Origin of the sequence: Streptomyces sp. LMG1-1-1.1, from assembly GCF_040815545.1 — a bacterium.
Classification (GTDB): Bacteria; Actinomycetota; Actinomycetes; order Streptomycetales; family Streptomycetaceae; genus Streptomyces.
The window spans coordinates 20,903-38,941 of record NZ_JBFPNH010000033.1 but is presented as its reverse complement, the minus strand read 5'-3'; the positions used below and the strand labels follow the sequence as shown (position 1 = coordinate 38,941).

Genomic DNA, 18,039 nt, shown 5'->3' with positions numbered 1-18,039 from the left:
GCATGGCGGAGGTCGTCGGCCGACGGAAGAGGGGCCGCCCCCGTTCACGCGAACGGGTGACGGCCCCTTACGGGAACCCATGCGGGAACCCTGGCGGGAACGGGGACGGACGTCAGATGTGGCCGCCCATGCCGCCCACCTCGGCGTTCTCGCCGCGCTTGGTGAGCGTGGCGACGAGGGCCGCGACGACGGCGACGCCGCCGGCGACGGTGAAGGCCAGGCCCATGCCGTCGAGGAAGGTGTCGTGGATGACTCCGGAGATCTTGTCGAACAGGTCGGGGGTCATGCCCGGCGCCTTCGCCAGCTCCGGCGGCGCCATGCCGAACTCGGCGGCCTGCTCCAGGCGCGGGTCGGCCGGGACCGGGATGCCGGCCTCCTTCCAGTTGTCCTCGAAGACGCTTGAGACCTTGGAGGACATCACGGCGCCGAGGACCGCCGTGCCGAGCGCGCCGCCGACCTGCATGGCGGCCTGCTGCAGGCCGCCCGCGACGCCGGAGAGCTCCAGCGGCGCGTTGCCGACGATGACCTCGGTGGCGCCGACCATGACCGGGGCCAGGCCCAGGCCGAGCAGGGCGAACCAGAGGGACATGACGAAGGTGCCGGTGCCGGCGGAGAGCGTGATCATGCCGAACATCGCGACGGCGGTGCAGACCATGCCGCCGACCAGCGGCACGCGCGGGCCGAACTTGGTGATCAGCGCGCCGGCCAGCGGCGAGGAGACGATCATCATCGCGGTCAGCGGCAGCAGGTGCAGACCGCTGTCGACCGGGCTGAGCCCCTTCACGCCCTGGAGGTAGAAGGTCACGAAGAACAGGCCGCCCATGAAGGCGAAGGCCATCAGGACCATCAGCACCACGCCGGCCGACAGCGGCACGGAGCGGAACATGCCCAGCGGGACGAGCGGCTCCGCGACCCGGGTCTCCCAGAAGGCGAACACGGCGAAGAGCAGCACCGCGCCGATCAGGCAGCCCCAGGTCTTGCCGCTGGTCCAGCCCCAGGACTCGCCGGCCTTGATGAGGCTCCAGACGAGGGAGGCCATGGCGCCGGAGAGCAGCAGGATGCCGACGACGTCGAAGGAGCGCGGCGCGTTCTCGGCGCGGTGGTCCCTGAGGATCACCAGGCCGAGGACGAGCGCGACGACGCCGACCGGCACGTTGACGAAGAACACGGACTGCCAGCTGACGTGCTCGACGAGCAGGCCGCCGACGATCGGGCCGCCGGCCGTGGAGGCGCCGATGACCATGCCCCAGATGCCGATCGCCATGTTCAGCTTCTCGGCCGGGAAGGTGGCGCGCAGCAGGCCGAGCGCGGCCGGCATCAGCAGGGCGCCGAAGAGGCCCTGCAGGACGCGGAAGGCGATCACGGCGCCGATGGAGTCGGAGAGGCCGATCGCGCCGGAGGCGGCGGCGAAGCCGGCGATGCCGATGAGGAAGGTCTGACGGTGGCCGAAGCGGTCACCGAGCTTGCCCGCGGTGATCAGGGCGACGGCGAGGGCGAGCAGGTAGCCGTTGGTAATCCATTGGACCTGGGCGAGCGTGGCGCCGAGGTCGGTCTTGATGGCGGGGTTGGCGATGGCGACGATCGTGCCGTCGAGCGCCACCATCATGACGCCCACGGCTACGGCGAACAGGGTCAACCACGGGTGCCCGCGCAGTCCCTTCGCCGGGACCGGATCGGGTTCCCGGACGCCCCCCTGACCCTGCGGGGTCTTTTCCACGGTGGTCTGACTAGTCATGCGAACGAGGCTAGTGACAGTCACTGACAATTGACAAAGCGGTTCACGCGTCGGTAACTGTCATGTAGCTCACAGGTACCCTGAGGCGGACAGAACGGCGGAGAAGAGGAACCGGACGTGACCGTGCCCGGCCTGCGCGAGCGCAAGAAGCAGCGCACGCGCGACGCGCTGATCCGGGAGGCCCTGGAGCGCTTCACCACCCAGGGGTACGAGGGGACCACCGTCGACGAGATCGTCGAGGCCGTCGAGGTCTCCCAGCGCACCTTCTTCCGCTACTTCTCCTCCAAGGAGGAGGTCGCCTTCGCCGTCCAGCAGATGGTGGAGGAGCGGTTCGTCCGCACCCTCGGCGAGCGCCCGCCGGACGAGGGACCGCTCGACGCGCTGCGCAACGCCGTCCTCTCCGCCTGGGACACCATCGGCGAGGCCATCACCGAGGTCGTGCCGGTGGAGCTGTACCTGCGGACGTTCCGGCTGATCGAGTCGACGCCCGCGCTGCTCGCCGTCCACCTGCGCCGCTCCACGGAGATGGAGGAGACGATCTCCCGGATCATCGCCGACCGCGAGGGCCTCGACGTCGACGAGGACCCGCGCCCCCGGATCGCGGTGGCGGCGTTCAGCGGCGTCATGCGGGTCACGGGGCAGATGTGGGGCCGGGGCACGGACCAGAGCCTGGAGACCATCCGCGCCCTCACCGAGCAGTACCTCGACCACCTCGGCCCGGCGCTGGCCCCGCGCTGGCGGGACGCTTCCTGAGGCCCTGTCCGGAATGCCCACCCGGCTCCGTTTCCGGGGCAGGGCCCACGCGCGTTCCCGCCGGTCGGGCCCCGCGCCGGCGGGACCGGTACGGCGAGGGGCTCGGCTCCGCTCCGTAACCCGCGCCCCGTAGGGTGGCGCCCCGTGACCTCAGCCGATGCCTCCCCCACCCTCACCGTCGCGCGCGCCCTGCTGGCGCTCGGCGTGGTGTTCGTGCTCCTCGCGCTCACCGGGTGGACGACGATCCGGCACCGGCCGGTGCCGGGCCCGTCGCGCGCGACGGCGCTCGCCGCCTGGGCGCACGACCGGATCGACCACCGTCCGCTGCCCGACCCGGCGACCGCGCCGGCGCGTGCCGTCGCCGCGTTCTTCGCCGGGCTGGGCCCCGCGCGCGGGGCCCGGCTCGCCGAGCGGCACCCGCTCGTCGTCGGCAACCTCAACGGCGCCCCGGTCACCCTGCGCTACCGCGCCAACCGGATCACGCTCGGCCGGGCGCTCGACTCCGAACGGCTCCGGGTCGACGACACCCGGCTGTCCTCCGAGGGCCGCCACGAGGCGCGCCGCCGGTTCGACCGCTTCGCGTCGCTCATGCGGCCGGGCCGCCAGATACTCGCGTTCGACCCGACGGGGACCGGACGGACGGCCGAGGTCCTCGGCGACCTGGAGCGGGCCCGGCGGGTCTCGGTCATCGTGCCCGGCGTCGACACGAACCTGCTCACCTTCCAGAAGACCCGCGGCCGGTACGGGGCCCCCGAGGGCATGGCCAACGCCCTGTTCACCGCCGAGCGGCAGGCCTCGCCCCGCGCCCGCGTGGCCGTGATCGCGTGGGCCGACTTCACCTCGCCCGCCGGGGTGGGCGTCGACGCGGCGACGGGCCGACTGGCCGAAAGCGGCGCCGTGCGGCTCGTGCAGCTGACCGAGTCGCTCCCCGGGGACGCGCGCGTGGCGCTTTTCTGCCACAGCTACGGCTCCGTGCTGTGCGGGGTCGCCGCGCCCCGGCTGCCCGCCCGGGTGACGGACGTCGCCGTGGCCGGGAGCCCCGGCATGCGGGTGGAGCGGGCGACGGAGCTCGCCACCCACGCGCGCGTGTGGGCGATGCGGGACGCCGACGACTGGATCGCCGACGTGCCTCACCTGGAGCTGGGCGGGGTCGGGCACGGCGCCGACCCGGTGGCTCCGGAGTTCGGGGCGCGGCTGCTCTCGGCGGACGGCGCGGTCGGCCACAGCGGTTATTTCGAGCCCGGCACGGAAAGCCTCGGGAACTTCGCCGCGATAGGCGTCGGCGCCTTCCCGAGTCTCGTCTGCGCACGTGCCGACAGCGCCTGCCACGACGGAATATCCGGCGCGGAAGGGTCCTGACGCGCGTAGATCCCGCGATTTCCGGACCTTTCACAGGGGCGACGCAGCGGCACACGCCGCTTACGATGAGGCGTATGGGTGATGTGCTGGCCGGAAATCATGCCACCTGGGAGTTCGAGAGCGACGCCCTCCTCATCCGCTTCGATCGGGGGAACCGCACGCCGAAGCTCCTCAGTGTGCTGCGCGAACGACGAGTACCGCACGAGGCGTTGGCGTCCGTGACGCTGACGCCCGGCAAGCGGGGCACCGTGGTGCTGCACGCGGTCCCGAGACCGGGCGCCGATCCGCTGATGGAAGTGGCCGCGGGGCAGCTGAAGGAGGCCTGCGACCCGTACCGGCTCGTGCTGCCCGCCGACCGGGAGACGCTCGCCGAGTACTACCGGGACGAGCTGCGGGCGCGCCTCCCCGCGGGCGCCGGGGTCGGTACGGACGCCGGGGCCGATGCGGACGCCGGGGCCGCGGGGGCCCCGACGCCCGCCGACCGTTTCCTGGTGGAGCCGCCGCAGGGGCCGCAGTCGTTCAAGACGTACGACGGGAAGGCGAGTTTCGACGGGGTCTCGGAGGTCTCGTTCCGCTGGTCGTGGACCGGGGCGTCGACCGAGAAGTGGAAGGCGGGCGACCAGACCTTCTCGGTGCGGGACCTGTGCGGGGTCGAGTGGCGTTCGCCGGAGGTCCTCGACGGGTACCTGCGCCTGGTGCCCCGGGGCGGGGCGCCGCGGGCGACGCAGCCCGACCTGGACCCGGCGTCGGTCGTGTTCGGCCTCGGCTACGGGCCGGTCCACCTGTCGCTCCCCTTCGCCGCGGCGGTCCTCGCCGCGATCCGGGGCCGCGCCACGGACCGCGTGCCCGTCCCGGTCTCCGTCCCGGCCGGGATGCGCGACGGGGCGAGCCGTGACCCCGGGGCGGTCGCGGAGCGGATCCGGCACCTGGGCGAGCTGCACCAGGCGGGTCTCGTGACGGACGCGGAGTTCTCGGCGAAGAAGGCGGAGCTCCTCGCGGAGCTCTGACGAAGGGACCCGCGGGTATCTGACGACGAGCTCCTCGCGGAGCTCTGACGAAGGGACCCGGGGGTATCTGACGACGAGCTCCTCGCGGAGCTCTGACGAAGGGGCCCGGAGGTCCCTGACGACGCCGCCGGGGCCGGTTGTCATACCCCGGTATCAGGTCGCACCCCGGTCCCCGGTATGACGTCGGGGGCGGGGTGGGCTGCCTACCCTGAGCGGGTCATGGCTACCGAACCGCGGCCCGAGCCGCCCACCGCCCGCCCGACCGCCGGAGGGCCGCCCGCCGCCCGCCCGCACACCGGAGCGCCGCCCGCCGGCGGTCCGTCCGGTGCCCGCCGGCTCCGGCTCCGACAGCTCACCGCCCGGACGGGCGGGATGTTCCAGGGGCTCGGGTCGGCGCTGACAACGCCGTCGACGCCGGGGGCGCCGTTGCTCGCCGACGCGTCCTCGCGGTGGGTGCGGCTGCTGCCGTACGCCGTGGCGCTCGCGTGTGTCGGGGCCCTCCTTCCCTCGTCGATCGTGCTGCTCATCGGGGACTACGGCGTCAACGGCGCCCTCGCCGGGGCGCTCGGCACCGCGCAGACGCTGCCGCTGCTGCTCGCCGTGGCCCGTCCCCTCCAGGCCTGGTGGATCGTCTTCGCCGCCGATGTGCTCGGCGCGCTGGTGCTGCTCGGCGCGGACGGTGCGCGGGCGGACTACTGGCCGTGGCCGCCGCCGGTGCTCGTCGGCTACTGCGTGCTGATGGTCGCGCTGGGCCTGCGGGAGTCGCGACGGGCGCTGTTCGGCGTGTGGCTCGCCACCGGGGTGGCCGGCTACGTCCTTGAGGCGTTCCGGCCGGACGGGTACACCAGCATCCACACCCTGCTGCTGGTCCTGAGCGGGGTGCTGCTGCTCCTCACCTCGGCGGTGCGCGCCCGGGGCGACGCGCAGCGGCGGCTCGTGGAGCAGGAGACGATCAGCGAGGCGGAGCGGGCCCGCCGCACGCTCCTGGAGGAGCGGGCGAGGATCGCGCGCGAGCTGCACGACGTGGTGGCGCACCACATGTCCGTGATCACCGTGCAGGCCGACTCGGCCCCGTACCGCATTCCCGGACTCCCGGACGCGGCCCGCGAGGAGTTCACCTCGATCGCGGCGAGCGCGCGCGAGTCGCTGGCCGAGATGCGGCGGCTGCTGTCGGTGCTGCGCAGTGACGGAAGCGAGGGCGAACGGGCCCCGCAGCCGGGCCTGGACCGGGTCCAGCAGCTGGTCGAGGCGACGGTGCGGGCCGGGGTGCCGGCCGAGTTGCGGCTCGCCGCCGATCTCGGGGACGTACCGCAGGCGGTCGACCTGTCGGCGTACCGGATCGTGCAGGAGGCGCTGGCGAACGTCGTGCGGCACGCGCCGGGTGCGTCGACCCGGGTGTCGGTGCGGGCGGAGGACGGCTGGCTGACGGTCCTGGTCGTCAACGGGCCCGCGACGGAGGCCGGTTCCGCGGTGGAGCGCGGCGCGGCGGGCACCGGGCACGGGCTCGTCGGGATGCGGGAGCGCGTACGGTTGACCGGCGGCTCGCTCGACACCGGGCCGCTGCCGGACGGCGGTTTCCGGGTGGCCGCCCGGCTGCCCCTGGCGCCGGACCCGGTGCCGTCCGAGGACCCGGCCCGGTCGACGGCGCACGCCGGGCCGGCACCCGCCACGACCCCTGAGGACCCCGAGTGACCATCCGCGTGATCATCGTCGACGACCAGGCCATGGTGCGGGCCGGTTTCGCCGCGCTGCTCGCCGCCCAGCCCGACATCGACGTGGTCGGCGAGGCCCCCGACGGCCGCCGGGGTGTGGAGGTGGCGCGGTCGGCGCACCCGGACGTGGTGCTGATGGACGTGCGGATGCCGGAGCTCGACGGGCTCGCGGCGGCGCGGGAGATCCTGCACCCGCCGACCGGTGTCACGCACCGGCCGAAGGTGCTGATGCTGACCACCTTCGACGTCGACGACTACGTGTACGAGGCGCTGCGGGCGGGCGCGTCGGGCTTCCTCCTGAAGGACGCGCCGCCCGCCGATCTCATCGCGGCGGTACGGGTGGTGGCGGCCGGCGAGGCGCTGCTCGCCCCGTCCGTGACCCGGCGCCTGATCGCCGACTTCGCCGCCTCCCGCCCCGCACCGCGCCGCGACACGACCGCGCTGCGCCTCAACGGCCTCACCCCGCGCGAGACCGAGGTGCTCGAACTGATCGCGCGGGGCCTGTCCAACCAGGAGATCGCGGACCACCTCGTGCTCGCCGAGCAGACGGTGAAGACCCACATCGGGCGCGTCCTCGCCAAGCTGGACCTGCGCGACCGGGCGCAGGCGGTGGTCTTCGCGTACGAGTCGGGGCTGGTGACCCCGGGCGACGCAGGCCGCTGACCTGGGCGGTTCCGACCGCCGTCCCCGGGCTCCTCCGGCCACTGACCCCGGGGCAGTTCCGGCCGCCGCCCCCGGGCGACTCCGAGCAGCACCCCCGGGCGACTCCGAGCAGCACCCCCCGGGGCGGTCCCCGCCCCGGCCCTCGCCCGGGGGAAAACCCCACCCCTCGCCGGGGGTTGGCTGCTCAACCACCCCTACCCCGGTATCAGCCGGGAGTTGGCCCCCGGGTGTGACGTGCCGTCACCCGTCGTCTTCCTACCTTCCTCTCGCCGACGAACGAGCGAGTACCGGAGAGGGAGGGCGACCCCATGCGCCGCTTTGCGAGGACCCTGACGACCGTGGCCCTGGTGGCCACCGCGATGGCGGGGACGGCCGGCTGGGCGTCCGGGAACGCCCAGGAGGCGGTGACCGGGGCGCCGGCGGGGACGGGGGTGTGGCGGGCGGCGGGGCTGCCGGACCCGGAGCGGATGGGGCCGGCCGAGGTGGCGCGGTACTTCGCCGGCCTGAGCCCCGTACGGCAGAGGGAACTGGCCCGGACGTACCCGACGGTCGTCGGAAACCTGGACGGCGCGCCGCTGGAGCTGCGGTACGAGGCCAACGGGCTTTCCGCGTACGGGGAGTTCGACGGGGCGCGGGTGCTGGCCCACGATCCGCGCGGCCGGGGGCAGGTGGCCCTGGTGTACGGGGACCTGGCGCGGGCGGAGCACGTGGCCGTGATCGTGCCCGGGTCCGACGTGGACGCCGGTCACGTCCGGCCGCTCGCGGACATGGCGGCCGCGCTGCGCCGGGCGACCGGCGGGCGTACGGCGGTCGTCGCCTGGGTCGGGTACACGACCCCCGTCGGCGTCGGCCTGGACGCGGCCACCGGCCGGCTCGCCGAGGCCGGGGCGGTGCGGCTGACCCGGTTCACGGACGGTCTCGCGGCGGTCGGCGCGGCCGAGCCCGCGGTGTTCTGCCACAGCTACGGCTCCGTCGTCTGCGGCCTCGCCGCCCGCGATCTGAAGGCCAAGGACCTCGTCGTCCTCGGCTCCCCCGGGATGCGCGCCGGGAACGTCGCCGAGCTCGGCACCTCCGCCCGCGTCTGGGCGGCGAAGGACCCCACCGACTGGATCGACCGGATCCCGAACGTCGAGGTCGCGGGCCTCGGGCACGGCACCGACCCCACCGACCCGGACTTCGGGGCCCGCCGGATCCCGGCCGACGACGCCGTCGGCCACGGCGGCTACTTCGCGGCCGGCACCGGCTCCCTGCGTGCCTTCGCCGCCATCGCCGAGGGGGACGTCCGATGAGCGCCCTCGCCACCGCGGCCCGGAAGACGGCCGCCAGGATCGAGTCCGGCACCCCCGCCCACCGCGACCGGGCGATCGACGGGCTCCGCGCCCTCGCGCTGCTCGCCGTGCCGACCGGGCACTGGCTGCTCGGCGGCTTCACGCTCTCCGCCGACGGGGCGATCCACAACGCGAGCCCGCTCGGTACGTTCGCCGGTCTCGCCCCGGTCAGCTGGATCCTCCAGATGCTGGGGATCTTCTTCCTCGTCGGCGGCTACGCCTCGGTCCTGTCGTACCGGCGCCGCGAGGGCTCCACGGGCGAGTGGCTGAAGGGGCGGCTGGCGAGGCTCGGCCGCCCGGTCCTCGGGGTCACCGCCGTGTGGGCGGCGCTGCTGCCGCTGCTCCACTTCGGCGTCGGGGTGCCCGTGGACACCTTGCGGACGGCGTCGACGCTGGTGGTCCAGCCGCTCTGGTTCGTGGGCGTGTACACGGTGGTCACCGCGCTGACCCCGTACTGCGTCCGGCTCGCCCGCCGGCTCGGCGTGTGGGCCGCGGCGCCGCTGCTCGCGTCGGTCGCCGTCGTCGACTTCCTGCGGTACGGGCCGTTCGCCGACGCCGTGCCGTCCTGGCTGAGCCTCCTGAACATCCTGCCCGGCTGGCTCTTCGCCTATCAGCTCGGCGTCTCGTGGGGCGAGGGCCGGGTCACCCGGCGGCACGCCTGGGCGCTGCTGCTGGGCGGGGCCGCGCTCTTCGCCGCCCTCCTGGTGTTCTTCGGCTACCCGGCGTCGATGGTCGGCGTCCCCGGCGAGGCCCGCACCAACTCGCATCCGCCGTCGCTGCTCGTCCTCGCCCTCGCCGCCGCGCAGGGCGGCGCGGCGATCCTGCTCCGCGACCGCCTTGGTGCGTTCCTGAGGCGGCCGGCGCTGTGGGCGCCCGTCGTGATCGTCAACCTGTCCGCGATGACGATCCTGTGCTGGCACCAGACGGCGATGCTCACGGCCGCGATCCCCGCCTCGTACCTCGGGGAGGTCCCGGGGCTCGTCGGAGCGCCGGACTCGGTCGGCTGGATCCTCGCCCGGCTGGCGTGGATGCCGGTCTTCGCCGGGCTCCTCGTCCTCGTCGGGCGGTACGCGCGGGGGTTCGAGTCCCCGTGGGCGAAGACCGGCCCGGCCCGACGCGCCGCGGCGGGGCTGCTCGCGGCGGGCTTCGCGGTCTTCGCCCTGGGGCTCGCGTGATCCGGCCGGGCCGACCGGGGCGCGTCGGGTGGGCGCGGCCGGGCTCAGACCTCCCGGTGCACCGCCGTGTGGCTCATGTCCGGGTAGCGGTCGCCGGCCACCAGGCCGGCGATCGGCTCCAGTTCGGCCAGTTCGTCGGCGGTGAGGGCGATGCGGGTGGCGGCCGCGTTCTCCAGGAGCCGGGAGCGCTTGCGGGTGCCGGGGATGGGGACGACGGTGAGGCCGTGGACGGAGGCCTGGTGGTGGACCCAGGCGAGGGCGATCTGCGCCGGGGTCGCCCCGTGCGCGGCGGCGATCTTGCGGACCGGGTCGAGGAGGGCCGCGTTCCGTTCGGCGTTCTCGCCGGTGAACCGGGGCTGGTACTTGCGGTAGTCGCCGCCCGACAGGTCCTTCGAGGCGTCCGCGAACGCCCCGGTCAGGAAGCCGCGGCCGAGCGGCGAGTACGGCACGAAGGTCACGCCGAGCTCGGCGGCGGCGCCGACGGCGCTGCGCTCGACGTCCCGGGAGAAGAGCGACCACTCCGACTGGAGGGCGGCGATCGGGTGCACCGCGTGGGCCTCGCGCAGCTCGGGCCCGGTGACCTCGCTCAGGCCGAGGAAGCGGACCTTGCCCTCCTGGACGAGTTCGGCCATCGCGCCGACGGACTCGGCGAAGGGGACCGCCGGGTCGCGGCGGTGCATGTAGTAGAGGTCGATGGTCTCGACGCCGAGGCGGCGGAGGCTGTCCTCGGCGGCCTTCCTGATGTAGGCGGGGTCGTTGCGGACGCCCCGGTGGGTGGGGTCGTCGGCGCGCCGCTCGATGGCGAACTTGGTGGCGAGGACGACCTCGTCGCGGTGCGCCGCGAGGAAGGGCGCGAGGAACTCCTCGTTGGCTCCGCTGCCGTAGATGTCGGCGGTGTCGATGAGGGTGACGCCGGCCTCCAGGGCCGCGTCGAGCGTGTCGCGGGCCGCTGCCTCGTCGGTGTCGCCGTAGAACTCGCTGATGCCCATGGCCCCGAAGCCCTGGACGCCGATCTCGGGTCCGTCCTGGCCGAGCCGCACGGTGTCGATCCTGGTCACGCTGGTCATGACGTTGTGCCTCCGCATGCAGTGCCGTAGTGGCCGATCTTGATGTCGAGCACGGCGAGCGTGTCCTGGAGCTCGGTGATCCGGGCGAGGACGTCGCGCCGGGTGGTCTCCAGGAGTTCGCGGCGCTCGTCGCGGGTGTGGTCGCCTTCGCGGACGAGTTCGGCGTACCGGACCATGTCGGCGACCGGCATCCCGGTCAGCCGCAGCTTGCCGACGAAGGCCAGCCATCCGAGGTCCCGCTCGGTGAAGCGCCGCTGCCCGGTGTGCGAACGGTCGACGTGCGGCATCAGGCCGATCCGCTCGTACCAGCGCAGGGTGTGCGCCGAGAGGCCGGTCAGGGCGGCGACCTCGCTGATGGTGTAGTGCGCCCGGGTGCCGTCCGTACGCGGGGCCGTGCTCGCGATCACGCTCATGCCCCCACGCTAAAACGTTGGAGTGCACTCGAAGCAAGTAGGCTCGGCGCCATGAGCAACTTGTCCAGTCTGGCGTCGATCGAGAACTGGCCCGTCCCCACCGCGGCGGCGGCCGTCGTCCGCGCGGACGGCACCCTGGCCGGGTCCCACGGCCCCACCGGGCAGCGCTTCCCGCTCGCCTCCGTCACCAAGCCGCTCGCGGCGTACGCCGTCCTCGTCGCGTACGAGGAGGGGGCGATCGACCTCGACGAGCCCGCCGGGCCCGAGGGCGCGACCGTGCGCCACCTGCTCGCCCACACCTCCGGGCTCGCCTTCGACGAGAACCGGGTCATGGCCGCGCCCGGCACCCGCCGGATCTACTCCAACACCGGCTTCGAGGCGCTCGGCGACCACGTCGCCAAGGCGACCGACATCCCGTTCGCCGAGTATCTGCACCAGGCGGTCCTGGAGCCGCTCGGCATGACGTCGACGACCCTGGACGGCTCGCCCGCCAAGGACGGCGTGTCGACCGTGGACGACCTGGTGCGGTTCGCCGCCGAGGTGCAGGCGCCGCGGCTGCTCGACGCCCGGACCGTGCTGGACGCCATGACCGTGACGTACCCGGGTCTCGCCGGCATCCTGCCCGGCTACGGGCGCCAGCAGCCGAACGACTGGGGTCTCGGCTTCGAGATCCGCGACTCCAAGTCCCCGCACTGGACGGGCGCCACGTCCTCGCCGCGCACCTTCGGGCACTTCGGGCAGGCCGGCACCTTCCTGTGGATCGACCCCGAGGCGGCGGCCGCGTGCGTCGCCCTCAGCGACCGGCCCTTCGGGCCGTGGGCGGTCGAGGCCTGGCCGCCGTTCACGGACGCGGTCCTGGCGGAGCTGCGCGCGCGCTGAGCTGGTTCGCGGCGTCCGAGCGGGCCGCGCGGCGGGTCAGACCCGGCAGCGGGTCGCGGGAAGGCCGCCGTCGGGGCCGCTGAGGGCCACCTCGACCATGCCGCCCGGGTCCTCCGAGAAGGCGGCCGTGCACACCAGCTGCTGGACGGCCTCGTCCGTCAGGTCCCCGACGGGGAACGGGGCGCTCAGCCGGAGCAGGCTGCGGCCGTCCGTGAGTCCCGCGGCCTTGTCCACCTCGGCGTGCGGGTTGCGCCCGAGGCGCGGTAGCCCGCTGGTCATCCCCACGGCGGTCTCGGGGCCGTTCGGGCCGGCCAGGAGCATGGCGAGCACCTTGTCGGTGGCGACGGCCGTGTCCCGGCCGGTCTCCATGCCCGAGCCGCTGCCGATCGCGTGCTCCGGGGCCGTCCACTCGTCGGAGAACCGCCCGAAGTCGCGGACCGTGGGCAGCGGCCGGCCGTCCGGTCCGAGGAAGTAGAGCACCACCCGGTCGGCGCCGGGTGCGGGGTGGACGGCGACGGTCGCGGCCCCGCCCGCTTCGACGACGTCGGTCCGCTGTATGCCGCAGCCGGCGAGCGCCAGCAGCGCGAGGGGAGCGAGCAGGGCCGCGGCCGTCCGGCGCGTCACAGCGGCATCCGCACGGTGAAGACCGCACCGCCCTCGGGACGGTTGGCGGCGTCCACGGTGCCGCCGTGCAGGCGTACGTTCTCCAGGGTGATCGCCAGGCCGAGGCCGCTGCCCGCCGAGCGGGTCCGGGCCCGGTCGGCCTTGTAGAAGCGGTCGAAGACGTGCGGCAGGACGTCCGGGTGGATGCCCGGTCCCCGGTCGGCGACCTCCGTCACGAGCCGGTCCCCCTCGGCGTACAGCCGCACCGTCACCGGCGCCGCGCCGTGCCGCAGGGCGTTGCCGACGAGGTTGGCGACGACGACGTCGAAGCGGCGCGGGTCGAGGCGGGCCCTGATCCCCCCGTCGAGGTACGGGACGACCTGGGCCGGATCGGTCCAGTGCCGGTGCTGGAGGGTCTTGCGTACGCAGTCGGCGGCGTCGACCTCGTCCGGGTGGAGCTCGGCGGCGCGCGCGTCGAAGCGGGAGATCTCCATCAGGTCCTCGACGAGCACGGCGAGCTTGCCGGTCTCGGCGCTGATCAGGCGGACGGCGCGGGCCGTGTCGGTGTCGAGGAGGCCGGCGTCCTCGTCGAGGACCTCGGTGACCGCGAGCATGCCGGCGAGCGGGGTGCGCAGTTCGTGCGAGACGTCGGAGGCGAAGCGGCGGGCCCGCTCCTCGGCGTCCCGCAGCTCGGCGACGGAACGTTCCAGCGCCGCCGCGGACTCGTTGAACGTACGGGCCAGGTCGGCGAGTTCGTCGCTCCCCTTGGCGTGGATGCGGGTGTCGAGCCGGCCCCGTCCCATGCTGTGGGCCGCGCGGCGCAGCTCCCGCACCGGGCGGAGCACCCCGCGCGCGGCGATCAGCGCGGGGATCAGGGCCACGGCGAGGGCGGGGAGGGCGCCGTCGCGGGCGGCCGCGACCATGGCCTCGATGTTGGCCTCCTCCTCGTCGAGCTCCATGACGGCGTAGACGACGAGGCCGGTGTGCTGGGCCGTCCCCTCGGTCGGGTGGGTCCTGAAGACCGCCGGGACGGCCATGGTCAGGTACGGCGTGCCGTTCTTCACCACGCGCTGGAAGCTGCCGTGCGGGCCCGTTTCCCTGGCCGTCGCGCGGGCCCGCAGTTCGGGGGTGATCACGGAGGAGGTGGGGCGGTCCGTCGAGGAGGCACGGACGGTGCCGTACTCGGCGTAGACGCGCCAGGGGCGGGGCTTGCCCTGCCGGGCGATCTGCATGAGCGAGTCCCGCAGCGAGTCGGCCTCCACGGGCAGCGTGATGCCGAGGGCGTCGACCTGTTCCCGGAACGCGGAGACCGCGGTGTCCTGGGTCTGCTCCAGGATCGCGTTGCGGGCGGCCCGGTAGGTGAGCGCTGCGGTCGTGCCGCAGCCGACGGCCGCGACGAGCAGGAAGGCGAGGACGAGCCGGGTCCGCAGGCCGAAGGGGTGCGGACGGAGGCGCGGGGTGCGGGGCTTGCGGCGCCGGCGAGGTGCCGCGCCGGCGGCCTCCGTGGTCGCTCCCGTCGCCGTCGCTGTCGTCCTGCGGCCGGCCGGCGCCTCGGGTGCCTCGAAGGCCTCGGGGTCCGGGCTCACACAGGCCTTCACAGCGGGCCGAAGCGGTAGCCGAAGCCCCGCAGGGTCTGGATGTAGCGCGGCTCGCCCGGGGTGTCCTCGATCTTGTTCCGCAGTCGGCGGACACAGGCGTCGACCAGCCGGGCGTCGCCGTGGTAGCTGTGCTCCCAGACGTGCTCCAGGAGCTGCTGCCGGCTGAACACCTGCTCGGGCGCGGCCGTCAGATGCAGCAGCAGCTTCAGCTCCGAGGGGGCGAGGGCGACGCGCTCGCCCGCCTTCGCGACGGTCAGCCCGGCCCGGTCGATCGCCAGCTCCCCGTGGAACTCGACGGCGGAACGTCCGGAACCCGGCTCCTCGATGCGGCGCAGCACCGCCCGTATCCGGGCCTCGATCACCTCGGTGCGGGCCGGTTTGACGATGTAGTCGTCCGCCCCCGCCTCCAGGCCGACGACCACGTCGAAGTCGTCGCCGCGCGCCGTGAGCATGATGATCGGCAGCTGGCTGCTCTCCCGCACCCGGCGGCACACCTGGACGCCGTTCATCCCCGGCAGCATCAGGTCGAGCAGCAGCAGGTCCGGTCTGAACTCCCCCAGCGCGGCGAGCCCCGCCTCGCCCGTCGGCGCGGTCCGCACGTCGTGGCCGCGGCGGCGCAGCCCGAGCTCGACACCCTCCCGGACCGAGGGGTCGTCTTCTATCAACAGCACGCGGGGCATCTGCGAAGTATCCCAAGCTCGATCGGGTCGGTCCGCCGGGGACCGCACGGGGGTGGAGGTCACCGCGGGCGGAGGCGGGTGAGGAGGGTGTGGAGTTCGGTGAGGCGGAGGGGGCGGGCGAGGAGGGCGAAGGTGGTGACGAGGGTGAGGGCGCCGGCGAGGCCGGAGACGACGGGCCCGGCCACGTCGGTGAGGCCGACGGCGAACAGGGCGTACCCGGTGGCCGGTACGGCGGCGGCGAGGAGCCGCGCGAGGGCGGCGGCCGTTCCCCCGGAACCGCCGTCCGTGCCGCCGTCCGGGTCGACGGCGGACGGGATGGCAGTGCCGCCGTCCGCGCCGGCCCCGCCCGCCGGGCCGTCGCCCGCCCTCTTGCCCCGCAGCCGCCGGCGCAGGGCGTACGCCGTGAGGGCCCAGCCCGCCCAGAGGGCGAGGGAGTAGGCGGCGGCCATGCCGGCGACGGCCCAGTGGGGCGGGAGCACCTGGTAGGCGGTGAGGGAGAGGGCGGCGTTGAGGGTGGCGATGACGAGGTTGAGGAGGAACGGGGTGCGGGTGTCGCGGAGGGCGTAGAAGGCGCGGGTGCAGACGTACTGGCCGGAGAGGGCGACGAGGCCGGGGGCGAAGGCCATGAGGATCCAGGCCATGGCGCGGATGTCGTCGCCGGTGGTCGCGCCGTACCGGTAGACGACGGTCATCAGCGGTACGGCGAGCGCGAGGAGCGCGCACGCGGCGGGGACGATCGCGGCCGCGCTGGTCCGCAGGGCGTACGAGACGTCCCGGCGGACGGCGGCCAGGTCGCCGTCCGCGGCGGCGGCGCTCATACGGGGCAGCAGGGCGGTGACGAGGGAGACGGTGACGATGCCGTGCGGGACGGTCCAGAGCAGGTAGGCGTTGTTGTACGCGGCGAGGCCGGAGCCGCCGGTGGTGACGGAGCCCACCGAGGTGGCGAGCCAGGTCGTCACCCAGTACGCGCCCTGGTTGGTGAGGACGAGCAGGACCAGCCAGCCGGCCGCGCGCAGCGGAGCGGCGAGGCCGCTGCCGCGCCAGTCGAGACGGGGGCGCCAGCGGAAGCCGGCGGCGCGCAGCGAGGGGACGAGGGCGACGGCCTGGAGGGCGATGCCCGCGGTGGTGCCCCAGCCGAGGAGCGCGGTCTCGCCGGGGGTGAGGGTGCCGCCGTCGCTGACGAGGAGGAAGAGGGAGAACACGGCGACGGCGACGACGTTGTTGAGGACGGGCGTCCACATCATGGCGCCGAACCGGCCGCGGGCGTTGAGGACCTGGCCGAGGAGCGTGAAGAGTCCGAGGAAGAGGATCTGCGGCAGGCAGGCGCGGGTGAAGGCGAGGGTCATCTCGCGCTGCGCGCCGGTGTAGTCGGTGTAGACGTCGACGATCAGGGGGGCGGCGAGCACCGCGGCCGCGGTCAGCGCGGTGAGGGCGAGCGCGCAGAGGGTGAGGAGCCGGTCGGTGTAGGCGACGCCGCCGTCCTCGTGCTCCTTGGCGGCCTTGACGAGTTCGGGGACGAAGACGGCGTTGAGGGCGCCGCCGAGGAGCAGCATGTAGACGATGGTGGGGACGGAGTTGCCGACCGCGTAGCCGTCGGCGACGAATCCCGCGCCGAGGGCGGCGGCGACGACGGAGGCACGGACGAAGCCGGTGGCGCGGGAGACGAGGGAGCCCGCGGCCATGAGCGCGCCGCTGCGGAGGACCGAGCGCTTCGGCTCGGCCGGTGCCGCGGTGAGCGTCGCCGTCACCGGCGGGCCAGGTACGCCTGGAAGGCGCGGAACAGTGCCTGGTTGGTCGTGCCCTGCATCGGAATCTCCCACTCCCCCAGCGTCTCGACGACCTGTCCGCCCGTGCCGAGCTTCCAGCGCAGGAGCCCGTGGGCGCGGTCGCCCGGATCGAGGGTGGAGGGTACCCCGCGCAGGTCGTAGACGGCGGCGCCGACGGCGTGGGCGTCGAGGAGCATGCGCCACTGGAGGGCGTTGGAGGGGCGGACCTCGCGGCGGTGGTCGGCCGAGGCGCCGGTCTGGTACCAGACGCGCCCGCCGACGGTGATCATGGTGTGGGCGGCGAGTACCTCGCCCTCGTGGCGGGCGAGGTAGAGCTTCATGCGGCCGGGCTGTTCGGCGTTGAGGACGGCGTGCTGGCGCTCGTAGTAGGCGAGGTCGCGGCCGAGGCGGAAGCCGTCGCGTTCCTCGGTGATCCGGAGCAGCCGGTGGAACTCGGGGAGGTCGGCGGCGGAGCCGACGGTGATCTCGACGCCGGACTTGCGGGCCCTGCGGACGTTGCGCCGCCACTCCTGGTTGAGGCCGGACCAGAGGTCGTCGGTGGAGCGGCCGGTGAGCGGGATCCGGAAGACGTGCCGGGGCTGGGCGTCGGCGCCGTCCCCGGAGTCGCCGCCGCAGCGGCGCCAGCCGCGGGCCCGGAGCCGGTCGGCGACGACGGTGCCGAGCGGGTCGACGTCGTCGGCGAGGACGTCGGCCAGCCGGCGGCCGGCTCCGGTGCCGGCCTTGAGGGTGGCGGCGTCCCACCGGCGGTAGGCGGGTCCGGGGCCGATGCGCACGGCGAAGGCGCCCGAGGCCCGCAGATGGGCGAGGAGCGGTCCGAGCCAGCCGTCGAGGTCGGGGTCGGCCCAGTCGGCGACGGGTCCCTCGGGGAGGTACGCGAAGTACTTGCGGGTGCCGGGGAAGGGGCGGAGGAGGACGAGGGCGACGCCGGTGAGGGGTCCCGACTCGGGTCCCCAGCCGATCAGTTGGTGGCACCAGCCGTCCTTCACCCGCGCCCAGGAGGGCAGTTGGAGGAAGCTGGGCCCGTCCGCCCCGGTGGCCCGGGACGCGAGGAACGCGCGGTGGACCTCGGGGGTCACGGGGCCGACCCTGACCGGGCCGGCCGGGGCGCGGCGTTCGGCGGGTGCGGCCGTCACGAGCAGCGCAGACACAACGGGAGCCTCCTGGTTCCGCCCCTCGGTGGTGGGGCGCACAGCAGGCTCACAGCCGAATTCGACGGGTGCGCGCGTCGTATGTGACCGGACCGTGACCGTTGTGCCGCAGCCCCCGTCACATGGCCGTTC

General features: G+C 74.4%; 16 protein-coding genes. 8 read left to right on the top strand and 8 right to left on the bottom strand.

Annotated features, from left to right (window positions below; translation table 11 throughout):
* Window positions 1-112: 112 nt before the first annotated feature.
* Window positions 113-1,735 (bottom strand): MFS transporter, encoded by a 1,623-nt coding sequence (locus MRBLMG1_RS20010; protein WP_367825452.1) that lies wholly within the window; start codon window positions 1,733-1,735, stop codon window positions 113-115.
* A gap of 117 nt (window positions 1,736-1,852) precedes the next feature.
* Here MRBLMG1_RS20010 and MRBLMG1_RS20005 point away from each other — a divergent pair, with 117 nt between their 5' ends.
* The 7 genes from MRBLMG1_RS20005 to MRBLMG1_RS19975 all read left to right on the top strand — a co-directional run bounded on the left by MRBLMG1_RS20005 (window position 1,853) and on the right by MRBLMG1_RS19975 (window position 9,732).
* Window positions 1,853-2,488, top strand: a complete 636-nt coding sequence (locus MRBLMG1_RS20005) for a TetR/AcrR family transcriptional regulator (RefSeq protein ID WP_367825451.1) — start codon at window positions 1,853-1,855, stop codon at window positions 2,486-2,488.
* Between the two features lie 144 nt (window positions 2,489-2,632).
* Window positions 2,633-3,847, top strand: a complete 1,215-nt coding sequence (locus MRBLMG1_RS20000; protein ID WP_367825450.1) for an alpha/beta hydrolase — start codon at window positions 2,633-2,635, stop codon at window positions 3,845-3,847.
* A 74-nt stretch (window positions 3,848-3,921) separates the two neighbouring features.
* On the top strand, window positions 3,922-4,854 hold the full coding sequence (locus tag MRBLMG1_RS19995; protein ID WP_367825449.1) for a DUF4429 domain-containing protein: 933 nt from the start codon (window positions 3,922-3,924) through the stop codon (window positions 4,852-4,854).
* Window positions 4,855-5,073: 219 nt separating this feature from the next.
* Window positions 5,074-6,546 carry a sensor histidine kinase gene (locus MRBLMG1_RS19990; RefSeq protein ID WP_414721616.1) on the top strand — a complete coding sequence of 491 codons (1,473 nt, stop codon included), beginning with the start codon at window positions 5,074-5,076 and terminating at the stop codon, window positions 6,544-6,546.
* Window positions 6,543-7,229: a response regulator gene (locus tag MRBLMG1_RS19985; protein ID WP_367825448.1), complete on the top strand. Its 687-nt coding sequence runs from the start codon at window positions 6,543-6,545 to the stop codon at window positions 7,227-7,229. Before MRBLMG1_RS19990 ends, MRBLMG1_RS19985 begins: the two co-directional genes overlap by 4 nt.
* 308 nt (window positions 7,230-7,537) lie before the next feature.
* Window positions 7,538-8,518, top strand: a complete 981-nt coding sequence (locus MRBLMG1_RS19980; protein ID WP_367825447.1) for an alpha/beta hydrolase — start codon at window positions 7,538-7,540, stop codon at window positions 8,516-8,518.
* On the top strand, window positions 8,515-9,732 hold the full coding sequence (locus MRBLMG1_RS19975; RefSeq protein WP_367825446.1) for an acyltransferase family protein: 1,218 nt from the start codon (window positions 8,515-8,517) through the stop codon (window positions 9,730-9,732). The genes MRBLMG1_RS19980 and MRBLMG1_RS19975 overlap by 4 nt, the downstream gene beginning before the upstream one ends.
* Window positions 9,733-9,776: 44 nt before the next feature.
* Here MRBLMG1_RS19975 and MRBLMG1_RS19970 read toward each other — a convergent pair whose 3' ends face one another.
* Window positions 9,777-10,799 (bottom strand): aldo/keto reductase, encoded by a 1,023-nt coding sequence (locus tag MRBLMG1_RS19970; protein WP_367825445.1) that lies wholly within the window; start codon window positions 10,797-10,799, stop codon window positions 9,777-9,779.
* Window positions 10,796-11,212, bottom strand: a complete 417-nt coding sequence (locus tag MRBLMG1_RS19965) for a MerR family transcriptional regulator (protein ID WP_367825444.1) — start codon at window positions 11,210-11,212, stop codon at window positions 10,796-10,798. The genes MRBLMG1_RS19970 and MRBLMG1_RS19965 overlap by 4 nt, the downstream gene beginning before the upstream one ends.
* Before the next feature lie 51 nt (window positions 11,213-11,263).
* Between MRBLMG1_RS19965 and MRBLMG1_RS19960 the strand changes: the two genes are divergently transcribed.
* Entirely contained in the window at window positions 11,264-12,091 is an 828-nt protein-coding gene (locus MRBLMG1_RS19960; RefSeq protein WP_367825443.1) for a serine hydrolase domain-containing protein, read from the top strand.
* A gap of 36 nt (window positions 12,092-12,127) precedes the next feature.
* Here the strand turns inward: MRBLMG1_RS19960 and MRBLMG1_RS19955 are convergent, their stop codons facing one another.
* The 5 genes from MRBLMG1_RS19955 to MRBLMG1_RS19935 are packed head-to-tail and all read right to left on the bottom strand — an operon-like array spanning window position 12,128 to window position 17,907.
* Window positions 12,128-12,715, bottom strand: a complete 588-nt coding sequence (locus MRBLMG1_RS19955; protein ID WP_367825442.1) for a hypothetical protein — start codon at window positions 12,713-12,715, stop codon at window positions 12,128-12,130.
* Complete coding sequence (locus MRBLMG1_RS19950; protein WP_367825441.1) at window positions 12,712-14,280, bottom strand: ATP-binding protein; 1,569 nt, start codon at window positions 14,278-14,280, stop codon at window positions 12,712-12,714. The genes MRBLMG1_RS19955 and MRBLMG1_RS19950 overlap by 4 nt, the downstream gene beginning before the upstream one ends.
* Window positions 14,281-14,288: 8 nt before the next feature.
* Window positions 14,289-14,972, bottom strand: a complete 684-nt coding sequence (locus tag MRBLMG1_RS19945; RefSeq protein WP_367825440.1) for a response regulator — start codon at window positions 14,970-14,972, stop codon at window positions 14,289-14,291.
* Window positions 14,973-15,031: 59 nt separating this feature from the next.
* Window positions 15,032-16,720: a murein biosynthesis integral membrane protein MurJ gene (murJ, locus tag MRBLMG1_RS19940; protein WP_367825439.1), complete on the bottom strand. Its 1,689-nt coding sequence runs from the start codon at window positions 16,718-16,720 to the stop codon at window positions 15,032-15,034.
* Window positions 16,717-17,907 carry a lipid II:glycine glycyltransferase FemX gene (locus tag MRBLMG1_RS19935; protein ID WP_367825438.1) on the bottom strand — a complete coding sequence of 397 codons (1,191 nt, stop codon included), beginning with the start codon at window positions 17,905-17,907 and terminating at the stop codon, window positions 16,717-16,719. Before MRBLMG1_RS19935 ends, murJ begins: the two co-directional genes overlap by 4 nt.
* Window positions 17,908-18,039 lie beyond the last annotated feature (132 nt).